General features: G+C 65.3%; 11 protein-coding genes. 5 read left to right on the top strand and 6 right to left on the bottom strand.

The annotated features are described in order from the left end of the window. Positions 1 to 29: 29 nt before the first annotated feature. Positions 30 to 1,256 carry a multidrug effflux MFS transporter gene (locus tag VE25_RS06220; RefSeq protein ID WP_046107737.1) on the top strand — a complete coding sequence of 409 codons (1,227 nt, stop codon included), beginning with the start codon at positions 30 to 32 and terminating at the stop codon, positions 1,254 to 1,256. Positions 1,257 to 1,303: 47 nt separating this feature from the next. Here VE25_RS06220 and VE25_RS06225 read toward each other — a convergent pair whose 3' ends face one another. Genes VE25_RS06225 through VE25_RS06245 form a run of 5 tightly spaced genes read right to left on the bottom strand, consistent with a single transcriptional unit; the run spans position 1,304 to position 6,246 of the window. Next, positions 1,304 to 2,377: a DUF2218 domain-containing protein gene (locus tag VE25_RS06225; protein ID WP_046107738.1), complete on the bottom strand. Its 1,074-nt coding sequence runs from the start codon at positions 2,375 to 2,377 to the stop codon at positions 1,304 to 1,306. Continuing rightward, on the bottom strand, positions 2,374 to 3,213 hold the full coding sequence (locus VE25_RS06230; protein WP_046107739.1) for an ABC transporter ATP-binding protein: 840 nt from the start codon (positions 3,211 to 3,213) through the stop codon (positions 2,374 to 2,376). The genes VE25_RS06225 and VE25_RS06230 overlap by 4 nt, the downstream gene beginning before the upstream one ends. Then, complete coding sequence (locus VE25_RS06235) at positions 3,210 to 4,250, bottom strand: FecCD family ABC transporter permease (RefSeq protein ID WP_152664526.1); 1,041 nt, start codon at positions 4,248 to 4,250, stop codon at positions 3,210 to 3,212. The genes VE25_RS06230 and VE25_RS06235 overlap by 4 nt, the downstream gene beginning before the upstream one ends. Beyond that, a complete protein-coding gene (locus VE25_RS22660; RefSeq protein WP_046107740.1) occupies positions 4,247 to 5,254 on the bottom strand; it encodes a FecCD family ABC transporter permease in 1,008 nt (335 codons plus the stop codon). Before VE25_RS22660 ends, VE25_RS06235 begins: the two co-directional genes overlap by 4 nt. Beyond that, positions 5,251 to 6,246 carry an iron-siderophore ABC transporter substrate-binding protein gene (locus VE25_RS06245; RefSeq protein ID WP_083988761.1) on the bottom strand — a complete coding sequence of 332 codons (996 nt, stop codon included), beginning with the start codon at positions 6,244 to 6,246 and terminating at the stop codon, positions 5,251 to 5,253. The genes VE25_RS22660 and VE25_RS06245 overlap by 4 nt, the downstream gene beginning before the upstream one ends. Positions 6,247 to 6,472: 226 nt before the next feature. Between VE25_RS06245 and VE25_RS06250 the strand changes: the two genes are divergently transcribed. Next, positions 6,473 to 8,578, top strand: coding sequence for a TonB-dependent siderophore receptor (locus VE25_RS06250; protein WP_046107855.1), 2,106 nt, complete (start codon positions 6,473 to 6,475; stop codon positions 8,576 to 8,578). 149 nt (positions 8,579 to 8,727) lie between these two features. Here VE25_RS06250 and VE25_RS06255 read toward each other — a convergent pair whose 3' ends face one another. Then, the gene (locus VE25_RS06255) at positions 8,728 to 9,666 is read right to left on the bottom strand and encodes a helix-turn-helix domain-containing protein (protein WP_439328897.1); all 939 of its coding nucleotides are present in this window, start codon (positions 9,664 to 9,666) and stop codon (positions 8,728 to 8,730) included. A 433-nt stretch (positions 9,667 to 10,099) separates the two neighbouring features. Here VE25_RS06255 and VE25_RS06260 point away from each other — a divergent pair, with 433 nt between their 5' ends. The 3 genes from VE25_RS06260 to VE25_RS06270 all read left to right on the top strand — a co-directional run bounded on the left by VE25_RS06260 (position 10,100) and on the right by VE25_RS06270 (position 21,496). Further along, complete coding sequence (locus tag VE25_RS06260; protein ID WP_160299953.1) at positions 10,100 to 11,008, top strand: helix-turn-helix transcriptional regulator; 909 nt, start codon at positions 10,100 to 10,102, stop codon at positions 11,006 to 11,008. Positions 11,009 to 11,300: 292 nt separating this feature from the next. After that, positions 11,301 to 17,777, top strand: a complete 6,477-nt coding sequence (locus tag VE25_RS06265) for a CLIPPER-2 domain-containing protein (RefSeq protein WP_083988762.1) — start codon at positions 11,301 to 11,303, stop codon at positions 17,775 to 17,777. Continuing rightward, positions 17,774 to 21,496: a hypothetical protein gene (locus tag VE25_RS06270; protein WP_052731764.1), complete on the top strand. Its 3,723-nt coding sequence runs from the start codon at positions 17,774 to 17,776 to the stop codon at positions 21,494 to 21,496. Before VE25_RS06265 ends, VE25_RS06270 begins: the two co-directional genes overlap by 4 nt. Positions 21,497 to 21,557: the final 61 nt, after the last annotated feature.

The raw sequence follows: 21,557 nt of genomic DNA on the forward strand, positions 1-21,557 counted from the left end.
GGTATGTTGGTCTCTTCCGAAAGCTCGACATGACTGCGTCCTCCTTGGCGAACACCATCCATCACGGCCCCTGGCTGACGGCGCTCCTCAGCCTGCTGCTGGGTTTTGCCTCGATTTCGACCGATCTCTACCTGCCGGCCCTGCCGACCATGAGCGTCGCCCTCGGCGCCGATCGAGGCACCCTCGAACTGACGGTATCGAGCTACCTCCTTGGGTTCAGCCTGGGCCAGTTGTTCTGGGGACCGGTCAGTGATCGCTACGGACGCAAGTTGCCGCTGCTCTGCGGCCTTGCCATCTTCATTGCCGGCGCGGCCGGGTGCGCTCTTTCCACCGGCGCATGGCGACTGGTCGGGTGGCGTGTCGTGCAGGCACTCGGCGCGAGCGCCGCCTTCGTCATCGGCCGCGCCATGGTGCGGGACCTGTTCGACCGCAACGATGCGGCCCGGATGCTCTCGACCCTGATGATGATCATGGGGATCGCGCCCCTGCTCGGCCCCACGATCGGAGCGCAGATACTCGCGATCTCATCCTGGCAGTACATCTCCTGGTCGCTGGTCGGCATGAGGGCGGTGACGTTCGCCGCCGTCTGTCGGCTCGCGGAGCCCCTGCCTCCGGCACGGCGCGAACATGGGGCCTTGCTCGGCAAGTTCGCCACCTATCTGGAGCATCTGCGCAATCCGGCCCTGATGCTCTATGCGGGTATCCTCGGGTTTTCAGCGGCTGGCCTCTTCGCCTATGTCGCCGGCTCAGCGTTCGTATTCATCCAGTTCTACGGCCTGTCTGCCGAGGTCTATGGCCTCGTGTTTGCGTCCAGCATCGTCGGCATTATGCTGGCCAATGCCGTCAACAGACGCCTGTTGCCGCGCTATGGCAGCGACCGCCTCATGCTGGCCGGTGCGATCTGCGGCGGCGTTGCCGCCTTCTTCGTTGCGCTCCTTGCCTGGACGGGCTGGGGCGGGATGGCGGCGTTCCTCGTCGCGCTCTGGTTCTTCGTTGCCATGGGCGGGATGATCGGCGCCAACGCCGTCGCCGGCGGCCTGACGAGCGTCGTCAAGGGAACGGGCTCCGCCTCTGCCCTGCTGGGCTGTGCTCAGTATGGCGGCGGCATGATCGGCGCCGGCCTCGTCAGTGCCCTGTCGCAGGGCACGCCAGCGCCGCTGGGTCTCGTCGTGCTCATGTCGTCCCTGGCGGCCGGCGCATGCGCCATCGCAATCGCCCGCAGGCTGCTGGCCGAAGGGGCGACGGCGCCGACCTGAAACTCGTCCGCCTGCGGCGCTTGCGACGCGGGGCTCGAGCCGGTGCGTCACTCGCCGCCTGCCACGTTCCGCTCCCAGTACCAGGCGACGTACATCGCCTTGCGGTCGTGGTTTCGATCCTTGAGAAAAGTCCGAATGGACCGGACGTCTTCTTTCTCGCAGGCCACCCAGACGAAGGCGTCCTTGTCCAGCAAGGCTATGGCCTTCTTCATCTCCTGCGCGAGCACGCCGGTGGCTCCGGGTGCATAGGACTTGCGGTGCAGCCAATGGACCTCGAGCGATCCGGCGGTCGGAAGCGGCTGCTCCTCGGCCGCGTCGAGCACCTCGATGACCGCCTTGAGGCGCGTGCCGGCCGGTACTTCCGCGGCGATGCGGGCTATGGCCGGCAGCGCGCTCTCGTCCCCGCCGAGAAAAATCGAGCGGGCCGCCGGCAGCCTGCCGCTGCCGGGGCCCAGCAGTGCCGACCGGGTTCCGGGTTCCGCATCGCGGGCGAAATCGGCGCCCGGCGTGCCGATGCCAGGTTCGGGATGCTGGAAGAAATCGATCCAGAGTTCGCCGCGCTCCACGTCGACCGCGCGAATGGTGTAGACGCGCACGAGCAACGCGTCCTCGCCCTGCGGCCAGTTGATCCGGCCATCCTCGCGATAGGCCGGCCAGACCGGCTCTCTTCCTCTCGGCGGAACGAGAAGGCGCACATGCATGTCGGCGCCGATGAACGGCGTGACGTCGGCGCAGGCGAACCTCACCCGCCGCATATGCGGGGTCACGTCCTCGGCCGATACGACCGTCACGTGATGCAGGTTCGGCAGCGGCCTCGCCATGGGGGAGTCGAACCAGTTCAGTTCCAGGCGATCGTTGCCGGCGAAATAGAAGAGGTGTTCGGCAAGGACCGTGCGGGCCATCTGAAGCGCCTCATCGGACGGTCCGACGAGGTCGAGCAGGAGTTTGCCATCGTCGGCGCGAATGCTGGCAATGCCGATTGGACTTTTGAGGAGCGCCGTGTTTCCGCTGCGCACGACTTCGGCGTGCTCCACGAAGTGTTCGCAGATCTCGTCGAGCATCGTTTCCGCATCGGCCGGTAGCGCGATGCCCGAGAGCCTGAATTCCCGATCGGCAATCATGGGCAGGTCTCCTCTACGGCGGATTTATCGACGTTCGCGTCCAGAATCCGGTGCCTGCCGAGAGGGATCATGATCGGCCGGCCCGAGGTCGGATCGGTGATGACCCGGCTCTCCACGCCGAAGACCTGCCGGATGGTGTCGCTGGTCAGCACGTCCTGAGGTCTGCCGGCGGCATGAACCCGGCCATCGGCGACGGCCACGAGATGATCGGCGTAGCGCGCCGCCAGATTGAGATCGTGCAGCACCATGACGATGGTGGTTCGGCGGGAGTGGTTGAGATCCACCAGCAGGTCGAGCACCTCGACCTGGTGGCGCACGTCGAGAAATGTGGTGGGCTCGTCGAGCAGCAGTATCCCGGTCTGCTGCGCCAGCGCCATGGCGATCCATACCCGCTGGCGCTGGCCGCCAGAAAGCTCGTCGATCGGCCGTTCGGCAAGTTCGGTGATCCGCGTGGCGGCGAGCGCGCCTTCCACGGCTTCGTCATCCTTTCGCGTCCAGCGCGAAAACAGGTTCTGGTGCGGATGCCTGCCGCGGCTTACGAGATCGGCGACGGTCATGCCTTCCGGCGCGATCGGCGACTGGGGCAGCAACCCGAGGACCTGCGCCAGTTGCCGGGGCGGCGTGCGGTGGATCGACTTGCCGTCGAGAAGCACCTGTCCGCGTTGCGGCGCCAGCAGCCTGGACATGGCCCGCAGGAGCGTCGACTTCCCGCAGGCGTTGGCGCCGACGATGACGGTGATCCTGCCGGGTGGAATGACGAGGTCGAGGTCGCGCAGCACATCGGCCTCGTCGTAGCGGGCCCACAGCTTTTCGACGGCGAGGGATCGTGCGCTCATAGCGAGCCTCCCGAGCGGTTGACGCGAACGAGGAGATAGATGAGGAAAGGCGCACCCAGTGCACCGGTCACCACGCCCACGGGATAGCGGATGGGCAGGAGGAACTGACCGACATAGTCGCCTGCCAATACGAGCAGGGCGCCGACGAGCGCCGAAGGGATGAGCAACGATCCGCGGGTGCCGGCGATCCGCGCGGCGATCGGCCCTGACAGGAATGCGACGAAGGCGATCGGTCCGGTGACCGCGGTCGCGGTGGCGATCAGGCCGACTGCCGAAACGATGATGACGAGGCGGGTCAGCGAAACGCGCACGCCGAGGGCGGCGGCCGTATCGTCTCCCAGCCGCAGCGCCATCAGGTTGCGTGCGCACCCGAGCAGCAATCCGCCGAAGACCAGCAACGCGGCCAGAAGCGGCATCGCCTGATCGAGCCGCGCGCCGTTGACGCTGCCGGTCAGCCACCGCAGCACCTCCTGGAGCGTCCATTCCGGAGCCTGGGTGAGGATGTAGGCCACGAGGCTTTCCAGCATGGCCGAAACGCCGATGCCGACGAGGATGAGCCGCGTTCCCGCGACGCCGTTGCGGAACGAGAGGCCATAGACCGACAAGGCGACCGCGAGCCCCGCGAGGACCGCGACCACGGAAACGGCGGGGCCCTTCATCGAAAGCACCACGATGGCAAAGACGGCGGCCGCGCTCGCGCCCGAGCTCACCCCGACGATATCCGGGCTGGCGAGCGGATTGCGCAGCATGGTCTGGAAGGCGACGCCCGCCATGCCGAAGCTCAGCCCCGCCAGAACCGAGAGCACCGCCCGCGGCAGGCGCAACTGACCCACGGTAAAGCCGGCTCCCTGCACCTCCTCGCCCAGAAGAACGCGGAGGACCTCGCCCGGTGGCGTATAGGATTGCCCGAGCGAGAGCGTCAGCGCGAACACGCCCGCCAGCAGCGCCGCGAGGACCGCGACGAGCGCGCCGCGCCGCAGTGTCAGGCGGCGGCGATCTTCAGCAAGGGAAAAGCGATCAAGGGGCAACGTCGTCACAGTTGGCGGATCCGTTGCTGGCGAACGATCCAGATGAAGAACGGGGCGCCGACGAACGCGGTGACGATGCCGACGTCGAGTTCTGCGGGCCGCGCGATGATGCGCCCGAGGATATCGGCGAGCAGCAGCAGGCACGCGCCACCCAGGGCCGAGATCGGCAACAGCCAGCGGTGATCGAGACCTACCAGCAGGCGGCAGAGGTGCGGCACGATCAGGCCGACGAAACCGATCGGACCACACGCCGCCGTGGCCGCGCCGCAGAGGAGTATGGTGCCGAGGGCGGCGAATGCGCGGGCGACCGGGACGCGCTCGCCGAGCCCGGCAGCCATATCGTCCCCCAGGGCCAGCGAGTTGAGCTGCCTGGCCGACAGCAGGCTGATGGCAAGACCGACCGCCATGAACGGCAGGACCGGCAGGATCCGGTCGTAGGAAGCCCCGCCGACGCCGCCGATCTGCCATGAGCGAATGCCACCGGCGATATCGTTTCGCGGCAGCACCACGGCGATGATCAGCGAGGCGAGGGCGATGGATGTCGCGGTGCCTGCGAGCGCAAGCTTGAGCGGCGTCGCCCCGTCCCGTCCCACCGAGCCCAGCGCATAGACGAGGACTGCCGAGCACCCCGCACCGGCGACGGCCGACCAGACATAGGCTTCGGTCGAAACGATATTGAACCAGGCGACGCCAACGACGACGGCCAACGCCGCGCCCGTGTTGACGCCGAGGATTCCCGGGTCGGCGAGCGGATTGCGCGTCACGCCCTGCATCACCGCTCCGGCGAGGCCCAGCGCGCTCCCTGCGATGACCGCCAGCAGCGTTCTCGGTACTCTCAGCGCTACGGCCGCCTCACCGATGGTGTCGTTATGCCCGGCAAGGCCGGCGACGATCTCACTCCAGGAGACGTCGCGGGACCCGATCGTGACCGAGAGCGCGCAGAGCCCCGCCAAGGCGGCGAGGAGCGAGAAGAGTGCCAGGCTTCTGATCGGCAGGGGAGCGCGAACGCTCATTCGGATTTCCGGGCCGCTTCGGCGAGCATGGCGGTGTACTCGTCGAGGACATAGGGGATCGCCAGCGGCGTGGGGTTGGCGGCGGTGCCGACCGGATTGCGGCCCAGAAGGACAAACGATCCGTTGGCCACCGCCGGCACCTTCGACAGGAGCACGTTGGCGAGGATCGACGTCAGCAAATGCTGGTCGCCATAGGTGACGACGATGTCCACGTCTTCGAAGACATCGACGCGCTCCGTGCTGACGGAGCCGGAGAACTTGCCGGGCTCGGTCGCCGCGACGACGCTGGCCGGGGACGCGAGGCCGAGATCCTCGAAGAACTTAACGCGGGTGTCGTTGGTGGTGTAGAAGTTGACCGTGCCCAGATCCATGGGGTTGAGGTGCGTGACGAACATGGCCGATTTGCCCTGCAACTCGGGGTATCGGGCCACCGCGCCGGCGATCTGCGCCTCGATATCGGCGATCAGCGCCTGGCCTTCGCCCGCCATGCCGAGGCCCGCACTGTTGAGCCGGATCATCTGGCGCCAGTCCGTCGACCAGGGATGGTCGGGATAGGCCACGACCGGAGCGATCTGGCTGAGCGTCTCGTATTCGGCCTGGCTGAGCCCGGAATAGGCTGCAAGGATCACGTCCGGCCGGGTTGCGGCGACCGCTTCGAAGTCGATGCCGTCGCCCTCGTCGAAGAGCGCCGGCGCGTCGGCTCCCAGCTCGGCCAGTTTCTCGACGACCCATGGGAGCAGGCCGTCCCCGTCGTCGTCGCCGAAATTGGCCCGGGCGAAGCCGACCGGCACGACGCCGAGCGCGAGCGGCACTTCATGATTGGCCCAGGCGACGGTCGCGACGCGTTCCGGTTTCTGCGCGATGACGGTGGTGCCGAAGGCGTGCTCGATGGTGAGGGGGTAGGGCGTTTCCTGCGCGCCAGCACCGTTGAACACACCAAGAAACGCGCAGGCCGCAATGAGCGCGACCGCGGAACGAGCGAACCGCAGCATGGGTCAGACCTCCTGACGACGAAAAGTCGACTCTGCGTCTCAGCTTTGTTTGTCCGCGTCAACAGCCGCAAACGCGCCCGAAGCGTCAAACCCTGAAATTTCCATGGATTCCTACAAAGCCGGTGGAATCTACAATACTGGAGTGAATGGCTCAAGTTAATGAGCCGTCAGAGGCCGGCAGGCGGTAAGGTCGTTGCCGGACCACGGATCAGTTTTGGATATGGATATGGATAGGAAGACAAACGGAAGAGGGCGCAGCCGTTCCAGGGGGATCGCAGTGCTGTTAAGCTGCACGGCCCTCGTCGGACTGACGCCGGGAATTGCGCTCGGGCAGAGCGCCGGCGATCAATTGTCGCCCACCGTCCTTCCCGAGCTCACGATCTATGGTCTCGACGACGACCTCAACACCATCGTGGTCCGCCGGACCACGGGCGGCGGCAAGATGGCGACGGATATCCTCGACACCCCCGCCTCGATTTCTGTGATCACCGCCAAGGAATTCCAGACTCGCGGCGTCCAGACCACCGAGGAAGCCCTTCAATACACTGCCGGTGTGACTACGGACTTCTACGGGTCCGACGATCGCTTCGATTTCTTCAAGATTCGCGGCCTCGATGCCCACATCTACCGGGATGGCCTGTCCGTCGGAGACCCGTTCGGCGGCATACGCGAGGAGCCTTATGCGTTCGAGCGTGTCGAGGTGCTCAAGGGCGCCAATTCCTCCGCGTTCGGGGTTTCCGATCCGGGCGGTTCGGTCAACTACGTCACCAAGACGCCGAAGAGCGAGCGGTTCGGCGAGGCCTATATCACCGGCGGGTCGTTCTATCGCGCCGAGCTCGGATTCGATTTCGGCGACAATCTCACGGTGGACGACACGCTTTCCTATCGCTTCGCCGGCAAATTCAGGAATGCCGACGGCGAGTATGACTACTCGCGCGACGATGAGCGGTTCTTCCTCGCCGGCCTCACCTGGCGGCCGACCGACGCGACCAATCTGACGGTGGTCTACGATCATCTGACCAGGGATGGCGTGCCCGGCAGCGGCGGCCATCCGGTCGGAACGGATTTCGACAGGAACCGCTTCTTCGGCGAGCCCGACTACAACTATCGCGGCGTCGATCGGGATACGCTGAGCGTAATGTTCGACCACGATTTCGGCTCGGGCCTGAGCTTTGCGTCCAACGCGCGCTACAGCAATTCCTCCAGCGACTTCGGCTATGCCTATATCGCGAGGACGCCGACCGATGGCACGACCGTGGCCGGGCGTGACTTCTTCGGCAACGAGTCAACGAACGAGAACTTCGTCATCGACGGGCGGCTGCAGTACGACGCGAGCTGGGGCGTCGTCGACAGCCGCACCCTCGTCGGGCTCGAGCACAACACGGCCCAGTCGACCAACAAGACGTTCTGGGGCCCCGCGCCTGGCATCGACTGGACGAACCCGGTCTATTCGGGCGCTCCCGCCTCCGTTCCCCTCATCGGGAGCACCGCGAGCGACAACAAGGTCAACTCGGTCTTCGTGCAGCAGGACCTGACATACGACCGGCTGACCGCCTCGGTCGGGCTGCGCAACGACTGGATGGACCTCAGCCAGACGAACAACTTTACCGGCGTGACCACCGAAGCGGATCTGAGCGAGCTCACCAGGCGCGCGTCGCTGACCTACAAGGTCACCGACCAGATCTCCACCTATGTGAGCTACGGAGAATCGGCCGTTCCGGCCTCGCTCACCGTCGAGCCCGAGCGCGGTCACCAGTGGGAGGTCGGCGTCAAATACCAGCCCGACCAGTTCCCGGGTCTCTTCAGCGCCGCCGTCTACGACCTGACTAAGAACAACATCACCCGCACCAATCCCGCTACGCTCATGCCCGAGACCATCGGGGAGGTGCGGGTGCGCGGCCTCGATCTCGAGGCCAAGATGCAGGTGCTGGAAAACGTCAACCTGACGGCCGCCTATTCCTACATGATGTCCGAGATCATGGAGAACGGCACAGCCGGCAACGTGGGCAACGAGCTCTCGTTCGTGCCCAATCACCTGGCGGCGCTCTGGGTGGATTATACCCTGCCGGGCAACGGCTTCATCGGCGACATGACCTTCGGCCTCGGCGCGCGTTACTCGGGCGCCTATTTCTTCAACGATGCCAATACACAGTCGACCGGCAGCAGCATCGTCTTCGACGCTGCGTTCAACTACGAGGTCCAGGAGAACACCACGCTCCAGCTCAACGTCAGCAACATCTTCGACGAGAAGCACGTCGCCTATGGCGGTTTCGGTGCGGATTTCTACAATCCCGGCCGTACCGTCACCGCGACCCTGCGCCATACGTGGTGAGGGGGCATGTCCCATCCGCGGTGACGCGGGTGGGACGTCATGCCCTTGGGGGCCGTTCACCGTTTATTTGAAGCGCTGGACGATCTCTAACCCTTTCTTTTGTCTCGTTTCCGAATCGGAAAAGTGGTGTCCACTTTTCCTGGAACGCCCTAGCGCGGCGATTGCGCCCGACGCCAGACCGCGGGCGTTTCCCCGACGATCTGGCGGAATGTCTTGGTCAGGTGGGCCTGATCGGTGAAGCCGAGCCTGGCGGCAACCTCCGCGATGGCGAGCTCGCCCTCGAGGAGGAGGTGCTTGGCGAGCTCGATGCGCTTCTCCAGGATCCACTGCAGCGGGGTCTTGCCAGTCGTCTGCTTGAAGACGGTGCCGAACCAGCTCTCCGAAAGCCCCACGGTCGCCGCCAGCTCCGCAACGGTGAGCCGGCTGTGGCCGCGGGCATTCACGGCCGCCGCAAGCTTGTTCATCTGCCCCTGGGTGAGCCGGGCATTGGCCCGATCGTCGGCTGGATCCGGTATGTCGAGCAGCCCGGTCACGACGCTGCCCACCAGGCTTTCGGTGTAGAGCAAATGCCTGGTCGGCTCCGTCAATTCGTCGACGAGCAGTTGAGCCAGCGTCTCGATCGCTCCCAGGTCCTGGATTTCAACGGGGCGGCGCAGGGCCGTCAGCGCAGCAGAACGCCCTATCGAGAGCGCCAGGTACCTCAGCAGCCTGTCCTTGTGCAGATGCAGGTTGAGGTGGCTGAACCGGTGCCGCGTGCCGGTATTCGTCCACAACGGGACGCCGGCGGGGATATAGACCGCCCGCGCCATGGGCCGGTAATTGCGCGCGAAGTCCCCGTCCTGATTCGAGATCGATACGCTTCCCGACACATCGTTGAAGAAGATCATGATGCGTGGGTCGTCGGCGAGGTAGTAAGCGCTGGCGCCCGGTTGGCTCTCGGCTTGCCAGAAGACGCCCATCATCCCGTCAAGCTCGCGCCACTTGACCGGCGCGGTCACCTGAATCCCTTCTGTGCGCCACGTCATGGACGGGAAGTAGCTCAAGGCGGGACCTGTCCGTATCTTCGATAGGCTTAAAAATCGGATCATAATTATCATATTTTCTCCCGCTTGCAATCTGCGGGCGGGCAGCGTCGGCCGGTCACGAACGCGCGTCCTGCGCTCCGGGCGGGCTGTATTCGTTGTCGTATATGAAGCTTTTTTGACGCTCTTTGCCGCGAAATGCTAAAAATGTTCCCTTTTTGCGGCCATTGACATCCCCAAGTTACCATACCAGTTTAGGTAAGTTACCGATGGTCCAAAGAGGGGCCATCCAAATGCAACTACCTCGCCGTTTTGCGGCGTCAGCGGGGCTCACCAATGTTAACATGTGTTAGTTCGCCCTAGGCGGCGAATAGACTTGCCTAATTTTCCGGCAGACAGCTGAGCATTTGTGCTCGGCGTGAAAATTTTTCCACTCCGGTTCGCGTCGGGGCGGTACTGGTTCTTTTGTCTTCCGAAAAAATGCAGGCGGTTTCGTAAAATGCCTATCGATCCTGCGATCGAGACGCGTCTACGCGTCGCGGTCGGGCACGACCTGCTCGGGGGTATCCCCCAGCATGTGGGGCCGAGGCTATCCACTCTCAAAGGTGGTGTCGTTCACTCCCTGCGCCCGCCGGGCACGATGACGTTCCAATCGCCGGGCGATTTCGTCGCCATCGTTCTGGCGCGGGTGCCGCGAATGGAATCGCGGCTCGGCAGCGACACGCTTCATGTCTTCGATGCGCCCGTCGGGATGCTGATCGTCAGTCCCGCCAATGTCGACAGCGCCAGCCGCTGGTTCTCGCTGCGCGAGAACCTGACGGTCGGTTATGAACCGGGGTTCCTGGCCGAGCTCGCGGCACGCGAGTTCAGCCTTCTCGACCTGCGGCTGCATCCGCTGCCCTTCGGCCATGTCGACACGCAGGCACTGCAGATCGCGCATCTATTCAAGCAGGAGCTCGCCAGCGGCGCCGCCAACGAGCTCTATATCGATTCGTTGATGACGGTCCTCGGCCTGCATGTGGTGCGCTACTATTCCAACGCTACCGAGGCGCGCGCCGGCGTCAAGGCAGGGGAGAGCGGACTTTCGCAGACCAGCGCGCGTAGGGTGCAGGATTTCCTGAAAGAGAACTTCGCGGGTAAGGTGTCGGTCGCGAGCCTTGCCGAACTCTGCGGGCTGTCGCCCGGTCATTTCATCCAGGCGTTCACCAGGTCCTTCGGCGTGCCGCCCTATCGATACCTCATCAACCTGCGCCTCGGCTATGCCGCGCAGCTGCTGTCGGAAACGCAGTTGCCGATCGCGGAAGTGGCCTATCTCAGCGGGTTTTCAAGTCAAAGCCACCTCACATCCACGATGCGGAAATATAGGAACTTCACTCCCGCGCAGATCAGGTCGGGCGGACGAGTATAAGTTTTATAGATTCGCCATTGGCAGAAATCCCAATGTGGCGATCCCGTAACACTTCCGCACTGAATTCAGATTGTATGCTGAGGATTCTGAAACGAACCATATTTCCTGAAATACGCCCCCGCAGGCTTGTGGCTTGTTCGGTTCACTGGAGCGAATCCGGTGCGGGGGCAGCTCCGTCGGGCATGTGTTTGCGGTGCGCTTGGCTTTGAGGCCGGCGCCATGCCTGGCGGCACAAAGTAATTGTGCAAAGGCGCTCCCCGTCAACGGATGGCTGACATCAGGGGGCCTATATATGCGGAAGCTACTTTCGCTGCGTGGTATTGCGCGCTGTCTTTCCGGAAATCCAGCGGAGCGTACAGGGGTCAAGCCGCGGCGTGGCGGGCAGGGCTCCTCTGCCGGAGCGGCGAGCACGCTTCACCTCAAGTGGAGCAGCCTGGCGTGCCTGGCTTTCGCAACTCTCCTCCTGATCGTAGCGGACGTCAAACCGGCTTATAGCCAGTCGAACGCCTGCAATCTGGCGGTCAACGGCTCGTTCGAGTCGCCGAACATTCAGACCGAGCCGCAGCGGCCGGGTGAGAACACGCTCGTTTCGAGCAATGGGTATGCGATCTGGCGGACGACGACATATCCCCTCGATGGCTGGCAGACCGTCAGCGGCACGGTGGACATACTCCGTCACCACAGCAATGCCAGCAACGGGATGCAGAGCATCGACCTGTGGGGTACGGCCCCGGCAACGCTCCGGCAAACCTTCACCGGTTTGGTTCCCGGTCGGCAATATACTTTTTCGATCGACTATGCCGGCCAGTCGGCCACGCAATCGATCGCCCGCGTTCAACTGGGAAATGGAAACGGAGTAGCGCCCGTTACCGTCGCGACACTTCAGCCGGTCGCCAATTCCGTGGCTAACGGCGGCGGCAATCTTCCTGATACACCGATGTATACCCAAACCTGGGCCACCTATCAGAATACGTTCACGGCGGCTGGTACGGAAGCAACGATCCAGTTCGTCAACAACACTGCCCCCGGTCCCGCGAACACGGGCCTTTTCATAGACAATTTCACCTTCGCGAGCACCCAGCCCTGCACCGACCTTTCCATTACCAAGACCGACGGCGCGACGACGTTCACGCGTGGCTCGAACGTCACCTACACCATCGTCGTGCGCAATGACGGCACGGTGAACGCGCCCGGCGCTACGGTCAGCGATCCGCTACCGACTGGCATCACCGCGGCCAACTGGACCTGCGGCAGCGCCACGGGTGGAGCCACTTGCGGCGCGGCGAGCGGCACGGGCGCGATCAATACGACGGCCAACCTGCCGGCGGGCTCTTCGCTCACCTATTCCCTCACGCTGACGGTTCCGGCGGGATATTCCGGTGTCAACCTGACCAACACCGCGACGGTAGCGGTGCCGGCCGGGTTCATCGATCCGAACACGAGCAACAACACGGCCAGCGATACCAATACGGTGTCGCCGCCGCAGCCTTCGTTCGGCGCCTGTACCTCGACGATCTATCTCGGCGTCGACACGCCCACACAGCTCGTGCGCGCCGATACGAGCACCAATCCGTTCACCTTCCCCCCGATCGGCGCACCGGATTCCCCCGGCTACAATGCCATGGGCTACGATCTGGCCAGCAACTATATCTATGCAACGCGTTGGGATGCGACGACGAGCAGATACCGCCTGCTGCGGATCGGCGGCGACGGCTCGGTGCGGGACCTGGGGGGCATCACGGGCGGCGGCATCAATTCCAGCCCGGGCATCGCCTCGGGCGTGATCGGCGCGGACGGCTTCTACTATCTCAAGGACAACGGCGCTTCCAACGTGATGTGGCGCGTCGATCTGACGACCCTCACGGCGAGCAGCATTCCGCTCAACAGCACGATCGCCAACGCGGACCTCGCCTGGCACAACGGGCTCATCTACACGCATGACCATACCTCGGGGGTTTTTTATTCGATCAACCCGAGCAGCGGCGTCATCACGCCGATCGGTCAATCGGGGATCACTCCCGACGCCTTCGGGTCGCTGATCAGCGCCAGCAACGGTGTTTTCGGCCGCCTCAACAGCGGAGGGTTCTACCGGTTCGATATCGCGACTGGCGTGGCAACGCTGATCTCGGACGCGCCGGCAGGCGCTGGCGACGGCGCCAAGTGCCCGACGACCGCGCTCGAGCTGCCGGTGGACCTCCGGATCACCAAGAGCGATGGCGTCACCGTCTACACTCCTGGCACCGACGTCACCTACACGATCATGGTCTCCAACAACGGGCCATTCGGCGTCCAGAACGCGCTCGTCAACGATGCGCTTCCGGCCGGCATCACCGGTGCGACATGGACCTGCGGCACCTCGACGGGCGGGGGCGTCTGCGTCGTCCCGAGCGGCACCGGCGCCATCACCAACGCGCCGGTCAACCTGCCGGCCGGGGCGTCGGTTACCTTCCAATTGACAATGAGCGTGCCGACGAACTTTGCCGGCGACCTCGTCAACACGGCGACTGTCGCGAGCCCTTCAGGATCGCCCGACACCAACCTCGCCAACAATACCGCCACCGACACCAACGTGCCTGCCGCCCCCGCGCTCACCGTCGACAAGACCGGCACGCTCAACGACCTCGATGGCGACGGGCTGATCGATCCGGGCGAGACCGTCAGCTACTCGTTCCTCGTCCGCAACAGCGGCAACGTGACGATGACCGGGGTCACCGTCAACGACCCCCTCCTGGCCAATGCCGGCATCTCGGTAACGCCGGGCCCGCAGACCTTGTCGCCGGGCGGCACGGCGACCTTCACCGCCACTTATACGCCGACGCAGGCCCAGATCGATGCCGGCCAGGTGTCGAACACCGCGACCGGCACCGGCACTCCGCCCGCCGGCCCGCCGATCGAGAGCCCGCCGGACACGGTGGTCGTGCCGCCGGACCAAGCGCCGGGCCTCGCGATCGACAAGACCGGCACGCTCAACGACCTCGACGGCGACGGGCTGATCGATCTTGGCGAGACCATCACCTACACGTTCCTGGCGCGCAACACCGGCTCGGTGACGCTGACCAACGTCACGGTGAACGATCCGCTCCTGGCCAATGCCGGCATCTCGGTAACGCCGGGCCCGCAGACCCTCGGCCCCGGCGGCACGGCCACGTTCACGGCCACCTATACGCCGACTCAAACCGATATCGACACCGGTGAGGTCTCGAACACGGCGACCGGCACCGGCACGCCGCCCTCGGGCCCGCCGATCGAGAGCCCGCCCGATACGGTGGTGGTGCCGCCTGAGCAGACGCCAGGCCTCGTCATCGACAAGACCGGCACGCTCAATGACGGCGACGGCGACGGGCTGATCGATCTGGGCGAAACCATCAGCTACGCGTTCCTGGTCACCAATACCGGGACCGTCACCCTGACGAATGTGACGGTGAATGATCCGCTGGTCGCTGTCGACCAGGGTCCGCAAACGCTGGCGCCGGGTGCGAGCTTCACCTTCACGGCGACCTATACGCCCACGCAAGCCGAGATCGATGCGGGGCAGGTCTCGAACACCGCGACCGGCTCAGGCACCGATCCCGACGGCAACACCACCCTGAGCCCGCCGGACACTGTTGTTGTGCCGCCCGACCAGACGCCGGGCCTCACCATCGACAAGACCGGCACGCTCAACGACCTCGACGGCGACGGGCTGATCGATCTTGGCGAAACCATCACCTACAGCTTCCTGGCCCGCAACACCGGCACGGTGACGCTGACCGGGGTGACGATCAACGACCCCCTCCTGGACAATGCCGGCATTGCGGTAACGCCGGGCCCGCAGACCTTGGCGCCGGGCGGGAGCGTGACCTTCACGGCGACCTATACGCCCACCCAAGCCGAGATCGACGCCGGGCAGGTGGAAAATACCGCGACCGGTTCGGGCACCGATCCCGACGGCAACACCACCCAGAGCCCGCCGGACACGGTTGTTGTGCCGCCCGACCAGACGCCGGGTCTCACCATCGACAAGACCGGCACGCTCAACGACCTCGATGGCGACGGGCTCATCGATCTTGGTGAGACCATCACCTACAGCTTCCTGGCGCGCAACACCGGCACGGTGACGCTGACCAATGTCACGGTGAACGATCCCCTCCTGGCCAATGCCGGCATCGCGATGACGCCGGGCCCGCAGACGCTGGCGCCGAGGGGCACGGCGACGTTCACGGCGACCTATACGCCCACCCAAGCCGAGATCGATGCCGGGCAGGTGGAAAATACCGCGACCGGCACCGGCACGCCGCCCTCGGGTCCGCCGATCGAGAGCCCGCCGGATACGGTTGTTGTGCCGCCGGATCAGACGATGGGGCTGACGATCGACAAGACCGGCACGCTCAACGATTTCGACGGCGATGGCCTCATCGATCTTGGCGAAACCATCACCTACACGTTCCTGGCGAGCAACACCGGCGCGGTGACGCTGACCAATGTCACGGTGAACGACCCCCTCCTGGCCAATGCCGGCATCGCGGTGACGCCAGGCCCGCAGACCTTGGCGCCGGGCGGGAGCGCCACCTTCACGGCGACCTATACGCCGACGCAGGCCGACATCGATGCCGGCCGGGTCGAGAACACGGCGACCGGCACCGGTACGCCGCCGTCCGGCCCGCCGATCACCAGCCCGCCCGATACCGTTGTGGTGCCGCCTGATCAGGCTTCGGGATTGACCATCGTCAAGACCGGCACGCTCAACGACCTCGACGGCGACGGCTTCATCGATCTGGGCGAAACCATCGGCTACTCGTTCCTGGTCACCAATACCGGCGCGGTGACGCTGACCAACGTCACGGTCAACGACCCGCTGCTGTCCAACGCCGGGATCTCGGTGACGCCAGGCCCGCAGACGCTGGCGCCGGGCGCCAATGTCACCTTCACGGCGATCTATACCCCGACGCAGGCCGACATCGATGCCGGCCAGGTCGAAAACACGGCGACCGGCACCGGCACGCCGCCCTCGGGTCCGCCGATCACCAGCCCGCCGGATACGGTCGTGGTGCCGCCCGACCAGACGGCGGGTCTCTCCATCGAGAAGACCGGCACGCTCAACGACCTCGATGGCGACGGGCTGCTCGATCCGGGCGAGACGATCAGCTATTCGTTCCTTGCCATCAACACCGGCGCGGTGACGCTGACCGATGTCACCATAGACGATCCGCTGCTGGTAGCAGCCGGCGTCTCGGTGACGCCGGGTCCTCAGACGCTGGCGCCGGGCGCCAACGTCACCTTCACCGCGGTCTATGCGCCGACCCAGGCCCAGATCGATGCCGGCGTGGTCGAGAATATTGCGACCGGCACCGGCACACCCCCCTCGGGTCCGCCAATCGAGAGTCCGCCCGACAGCGTGACCGTGCCGCCGCAGCCCGCGAGCCTCAACCTGGTGAAGACCGGCAGCTTCGACGACGTCGATGGCAATGGCGCCGCCAGCGTGGGCGATACGCTGACCTATACCTTCACCGTCACCAACGATGGCGGCCAGACCGCCGCCGATGTGTGGCCGAAAGACCCCGGTCCGACCTTCGGCGGTCAGCCGGCAACGGGGACGCTCTCGACATTCACACCGGGTCCCGTGACCCTCAGTGCCGGGCAGCAGGCGGTGTTCACTGCGACCTATACGCTGACCGAGGCTGATGTCGCCAACGCCGCCGGTGCGCCGGACAGCGTTGCCAACACCGCCAGAGCTGTCGGCTTTGTGAACGGCAATGTGATCACCGGCACGCCGGTGGAATCCGAGGAAAGCCGGTCGCTCGTCACGCTTCCGGTTGCGGTGAGCGACATCTCGGTCTCCAAGGTGGCGTTGCTGCGTCATATACGGCGCGGTGAAGAGGCCCCCTTCGCCATCACCGTCACCAACAATTCGGCGAGTGCGGCGCAAGGCCTGACGGTCGTCGATACGCTGCCGTCCGGGTTCCGGTACGTCGACGGTTCGGCCAGCGTCAACGGGGTCGCGGCGACGCCCGTCGTCGAAGGGCGCCAGGTGATCTTCTCGAACGTCGCGGTTCCCGCCAACAGCGCGGTCGAGATCCGATTGCGCATGCTGGCCCTGAGCTCGGCGGGACCGGGCGAACACGTCAATCGGGCGAGCGTCACCGATGCCTCGGGCAATCCGCTGGCGCCGGACGCGACGGCCTCGGTCGATATCCTGGCCGAACCGGTGTTCGACTGCGGCGACGTCATCGGCAAGGTGTTCGATGACCGCAACCGCAACAGCTACCAGGACGAGGGCGAGCCGGGCCTGCCGGGCGTGCGCATCGCCACCGTCGACGGTTGGCTGATCACCACCGACGCCCACGGCCGCTTCCATGTGCCCTGCGCCATGCTGCCGGACCAGCGGATCGGCTCGAACTTCATCATGAAGCTCGACACCCGCACCCTGCCGACGGGTTATCGCGTCACGACCGAGAACCCGCGCGTGGTGCGCCTGACCGCCGGCAAGATGACGGAGCTCAACTTCGGCGCCTCCATCGGCCGCGTGGTCCGTCTCGACCTGCAGGACGCCGCGTTCTTGCCCGGCGAACTGGAGCTGCGGCCCGAGTGGGTGCTCGGGCTCGACCAGCTGATGGCGGTTCTTGCCCAGGAGCAGTCGGTGCTTCGCCTCACCTACATCGAAGCCGGCGCCGATCCGGAGTTTGCCGAGGAGCGCCTCAAGCACTTGCGCGATCTCATCGGCGAGCGCTGGCGGCAGACGTCCGGACAGTACCGGCTGGAAGTCGAGATGCGTGTGGAGACGGGGCAATGACCACGAGGCAGTCCATGATCCTCAACGGGTTTGCACAGATGTTCACTCTCCACCGCCTCTCGCTCCTCACCGGCAGCGCCCTGACTACCGGCCTGCTGCTGGCGGGACCGGGCTTTGCGCAGACCAATCCCTGCCCGACGGGCGATTGCCCGCCACAGGTCATCGGCACGGCGCACTACGGGAGCGGCACCGGAGGGCTTGCCATCGGCGAGAACACCGAGAGCGAAACGCTGGCCGACACCGGGGACATCCCCTTCATGATCAGCGTCGACGGCGAGACCGTCGACGGCAGCACCCCGGACCGACCGGTCGATGAACAGCGGCGCACGGACCTCGGGCTCAGCGCCGTCGATATCCAGGTTAAGTATGACGGGCTCGACGCCGAGCCCTCGCTCAGCGTCATCGCGGCTCCCCGCCGGGGTGGCTATGCTCCGGGCGATGCGGTCGAATTCCTGACCAGCGCCAACTATCCGGGCTTTATCGATCGGGCGGAAATCCGCATCCATGACATGGCAGCGCGCCCCGGCGCCGATCCGGTCGCGGTGCTTTCGGTTGCGATCAACGGCGGCGCCGGCTGGATGCTGCCGGCTGCCGAAGGCACCGAGTTCGCCTATGTGCTGCGCGTCTACGATGCGACCGGCCGCTTCGACGAGACGCGTCCCGCGCCGATCGCGGCGCGCAGTGCGAGCATCGATGCCGCCGGCCGGGCGCAGGCTCCCAAGCTCGACGAGGACCGCACCGCCATTCGCAATATTCCCGTCCACGGCGGCGCGGTGACCATCTATGGACGCAGCGTGCCGGCCGGATATGCCGTGGAGGCGCTCGGCGAGACCATTCCCGTCGATCCCGATCGGGCCTTCGTCGTGCAGCGCATCCTGCCGCCCGGCGATCACGAGGTGGACGTCGCGCTCGTCGGCGAGGCCGGCAACAGCGGCCTGCAGTTCGCCCGGCAGATCAACATCCCGGACAACGACTGGTTCTACGTGGCGCTCGCCGATGTCACGGTCGGCATGCGCACCGGCGACAGCATGATCGAGACTGTGCGGCCCGGCGAATACGACGAGGTCTACTCCAAGGGCCGGCTTGCCTTCTATCTCAAGGGCAAGATCCGCGGCGAATACCTGCTGACTGCGGCGGCCGATACGGGCGAGGAGGGGTTGAAAAGCCTCTTTTCCAATCTCGGTGAGCGCAATCCGCGCGAGCTGCTGCGCCATCTCGATCCCGATGACTACTATCCTGTCTATGGCGACGACTCGACCATGGTCGAGGACGCGCCCACGAGCGGCAAGTTCTATGTGCGTCTCGAGCGCGGCGACAGTCACGTGATGTGGGGCAACTACAAGACCAACATCACCGGCACCGAGTTCCTGCGCTCCGACCGCGCGCTCTACGGCGCCAATGCGGTCTACCGGTCGGAGGAGACGACGACGTTCGGCGAGCGGCGCACGGAAGTCACCGCCTACGCGGCGCTTCCCGATACGCTGCCGCAGCGCGAGGAATTCCTCGGTACCGCCGGTTCGGCCTATTTCCTGCGCCGGCAGGACATCACCATTGGCTCGGAGACCATCACGGTCGAGGTGCGCGATTCGGTGACGGGCCGCGTCATCCAGCGGCGGGTCCTGCGGCACGGCGTCGACTACAACATCGACTACCTGCAGGGCATCGTGATCCTCAAGCAGCCGATCGCCTGGCTGACCGGCACCGACGGGCCGGTGCGCGACGGCGCCGTCGGCGGCAACAAGATCTACCTCGTTGCTCAATACGAGTTCGTGCCGGCGACCGAGGACCTGGATGGATACATCTATGGCGGGCGCGTCCAGCACTGGTTCGGAGACCACGTGCGGATCGGCGCGACCGGCATGAACGAGACGACAGGACCCGCTGACCAGACCGGCATCGGCGCCGATATCGAGCTACGCTATTCGCAGGGAACGTTCCTGCGGGCGGAAGTCGCCCGCTCCGAAGGTCCCGGCTTCGGCCTCTCCCGCTCCGCCGACGGAGGGCTCACCTGGGGACAGGAAGGCACCGCGGGTGTTGCCAGCAAGTCGGCCATCGCCTGGCGCCTCGAAGGGCAGGTGGACCTGGGCGACCTCAACACTGCCGGGCTCGACGGTACGGTCGACGCCTACTACGAGGACAAGGAAGCGGGCTTCTCGACTATCAGCCAGCAGGTCCATACCGACCAGTGGCTCTGGGGAATCGGCGCCGAGGTTGCGCTCACCGACACGGTCGACATCGTGCTCGGCTACGACGACTACAAGGACGGCGGCGGGCAGATCCGCCGCGAGGGCGACGCTGCGCTCGCCTGGCAGCTCGACGACTACTGGAACGTGTCGGCCGGCCTCAGCTACAGCGAGTTGATGTCGCCCAAGGCTATCTCGTCGGGCAAGTCCGGCTATGACGGTTCGCGCATCGATGCGGGCGTGCGCATCGCGTACGACTGGAACGAGGACACCACCCTCTACGCCTTCGGCCAGGCGACGCTGGGCATGAAGGGCGACATCAGCCGCAACGACCGGGTCGGCGTGGGCGCCGAGTTCCGCCTGACGCAGACCGTGGCCATCGCCGGCGAAATCTCTTACGGCACCCATGGGATAGGCGCCCTGATCGGTCTTACGTTCGATCCCAATGCCGACGACCACTATTACGTCGGCTACCGGCTCGATCCCGCCCGTTCCTTCGATATCGACAAGACCTTCGATCTCATCGGCAACGACGGCGGCACGATCGTCGTCGGCCTCAAGCGCCGGCTCGACGAATATGCCTCGGCCTATGCCGAGAACAGCTACGACATGTACGGCGGCAAGCGCTCGTTGACGCACACCTATGGCGTGCTCTTCACTCCCGACACGCTCTGGACGGTCGATGTGGGACTCGTTGCCGGTCATGTGCGCGATGACACCCTCGACCCCGCGGGCTTCCAGCGGTCCGACTTCGACCGCTACGCTCCCTCGCTCGCCGTCGGCTACGTCGATGAGAAAGCAGGGCTTTCGGGGCACCTGCGCGGGGAACTGCGTCTTGAGGACTCCTCGGACGACACGCGCGATCAGACCACCTACCTTGTTTCTGGACAGCTCAACTGGAAGACCCACGAGGACTGGCGGTTCCTGGCCAACATGGACCTGGTGCTCTCGGACGCCTCCTCGTCGCAAACCATTTTCACCGACACCGACTACGTCGAGGCATCCATCGGCTACGCCTATCGCCCGGTTGCGCACGATCGGTTGAACGCGCTCTTCCGCTACACGTACCTCTATGACATGCCGGGCAACAACCAGCTCGTCAGCGGCGCGACGGGCGACCTCTACGCTCCCGCCCAGCGCAGCCACATCCTGTCGCTCGACGTCAACTACGATCTTTTCCCGTGGCTGACCGTCGGCGGCAAATACGGCCTGCGCTACGGCGAGGTACGGCATCGCACCGGCGATGGCTCGGGCACCGGTTTCGAGGAGGAGTGGCAGCGCTCGACGGCGCACCTCGGCATCCTCCGGTCCGACATCCACGTGGTCAAGAACTGGGACATCCTGCTCGAAGGGCGCGTGCTGCACATGCCTGAAGCCGGCACCACCGACTACGGCACGCTCGCCGCCGTCTATCACCACCTCGGCGACAACTTCAAAGTCGGCGCGGGATACAATTTCGGCCAGTTCTCCGACGACCTGCGCGACCTCACCCTCAATGACCAGGGTGCCTTCATCAACGTGATCGCCAAGTTCTGAAATGCTGGTGGAAATCGGGCACGCAGTTCCCCTCGAGCCGGGCATGGCCTAAACACGTTCG

It is taken from the genome of Devosia geojensis (assembly GCF_000969415.1).
GTDB lineage: Bacteria > Pseudomonadota > Alphaproteobacteria > Rhizobiales > Devosiaceae > Devosia > Devosia geojensis.

Coding starts and splice junctions, on each gene's coding strand:
- VE25_RS06220 (WP_046107737.1), top strand. CDS start 30: ATGACTGCGTCCTCCTTGGCGAACACCATCCATCACGGCCCCTGGCTG.
- VE25_RS06225 (WP_046107738.1), bottom strand. CDS start 2,377: ATGATTGCCGATCGGGAATTCAGGCTCTCGGGCATCGCGCTACCGGCC.
- VE25_RS06230 (WP_046107739.1), bottom strand. CDS start 3,213: ATGAGCGCACGATCCCTCGCCGTCGAAAAGCTGTGGGCCCGCTACGAC.
- VE25_RS22660 (WP_046107740.1), bottom strand. CDS start 5,254: ATGAGCGTTCGCGCTCCCCTGCCGATCAGAAGCCTGGCACTCTTCTCG.
- VE25_RS06245 (WP_083988761.1), bottom strand. CDS start 6,246: ATGCTGCGGTTCGCTCGTTCCGCGGTCGCGCTCATTGCGGCCTGCGCG.
- VE25_RS06250 (WP_046107855.1), top strand. CDS start 6,473: ATGGATAGGAAGACAAACGGAAGAGGGCGCAGCCGTTCCAGGGGGATC.
- VE25_RS06255 (WP_439328897.1), bottom strand. CDS start 9,666: ATGATCCGATTTTTAAGCCTATCGAAGATACGGACAGGTCCCGCCTTG.
- VE25_RS06260 (WP_160299953.1), top strand. CDS start 10,100: ATGCCTATCGATCCTGCGATCGAGACGCGTCTACGCGTCGCGGTCGGG.
- VE25_RS06265 (WP_083988762.1), top strand. CDS start 11,301: ATGCGGAAGCTACTTTCGCTGCGTGGTATTGCGCGCTGTCTTTCCGGA.
- VE25_RS06270 (WP_052731764.1), top strand. CDS start 17,774: ATGACCACGAGGCAGTCCATGATCCTCAACGGGTTTGCACAGATGTTC.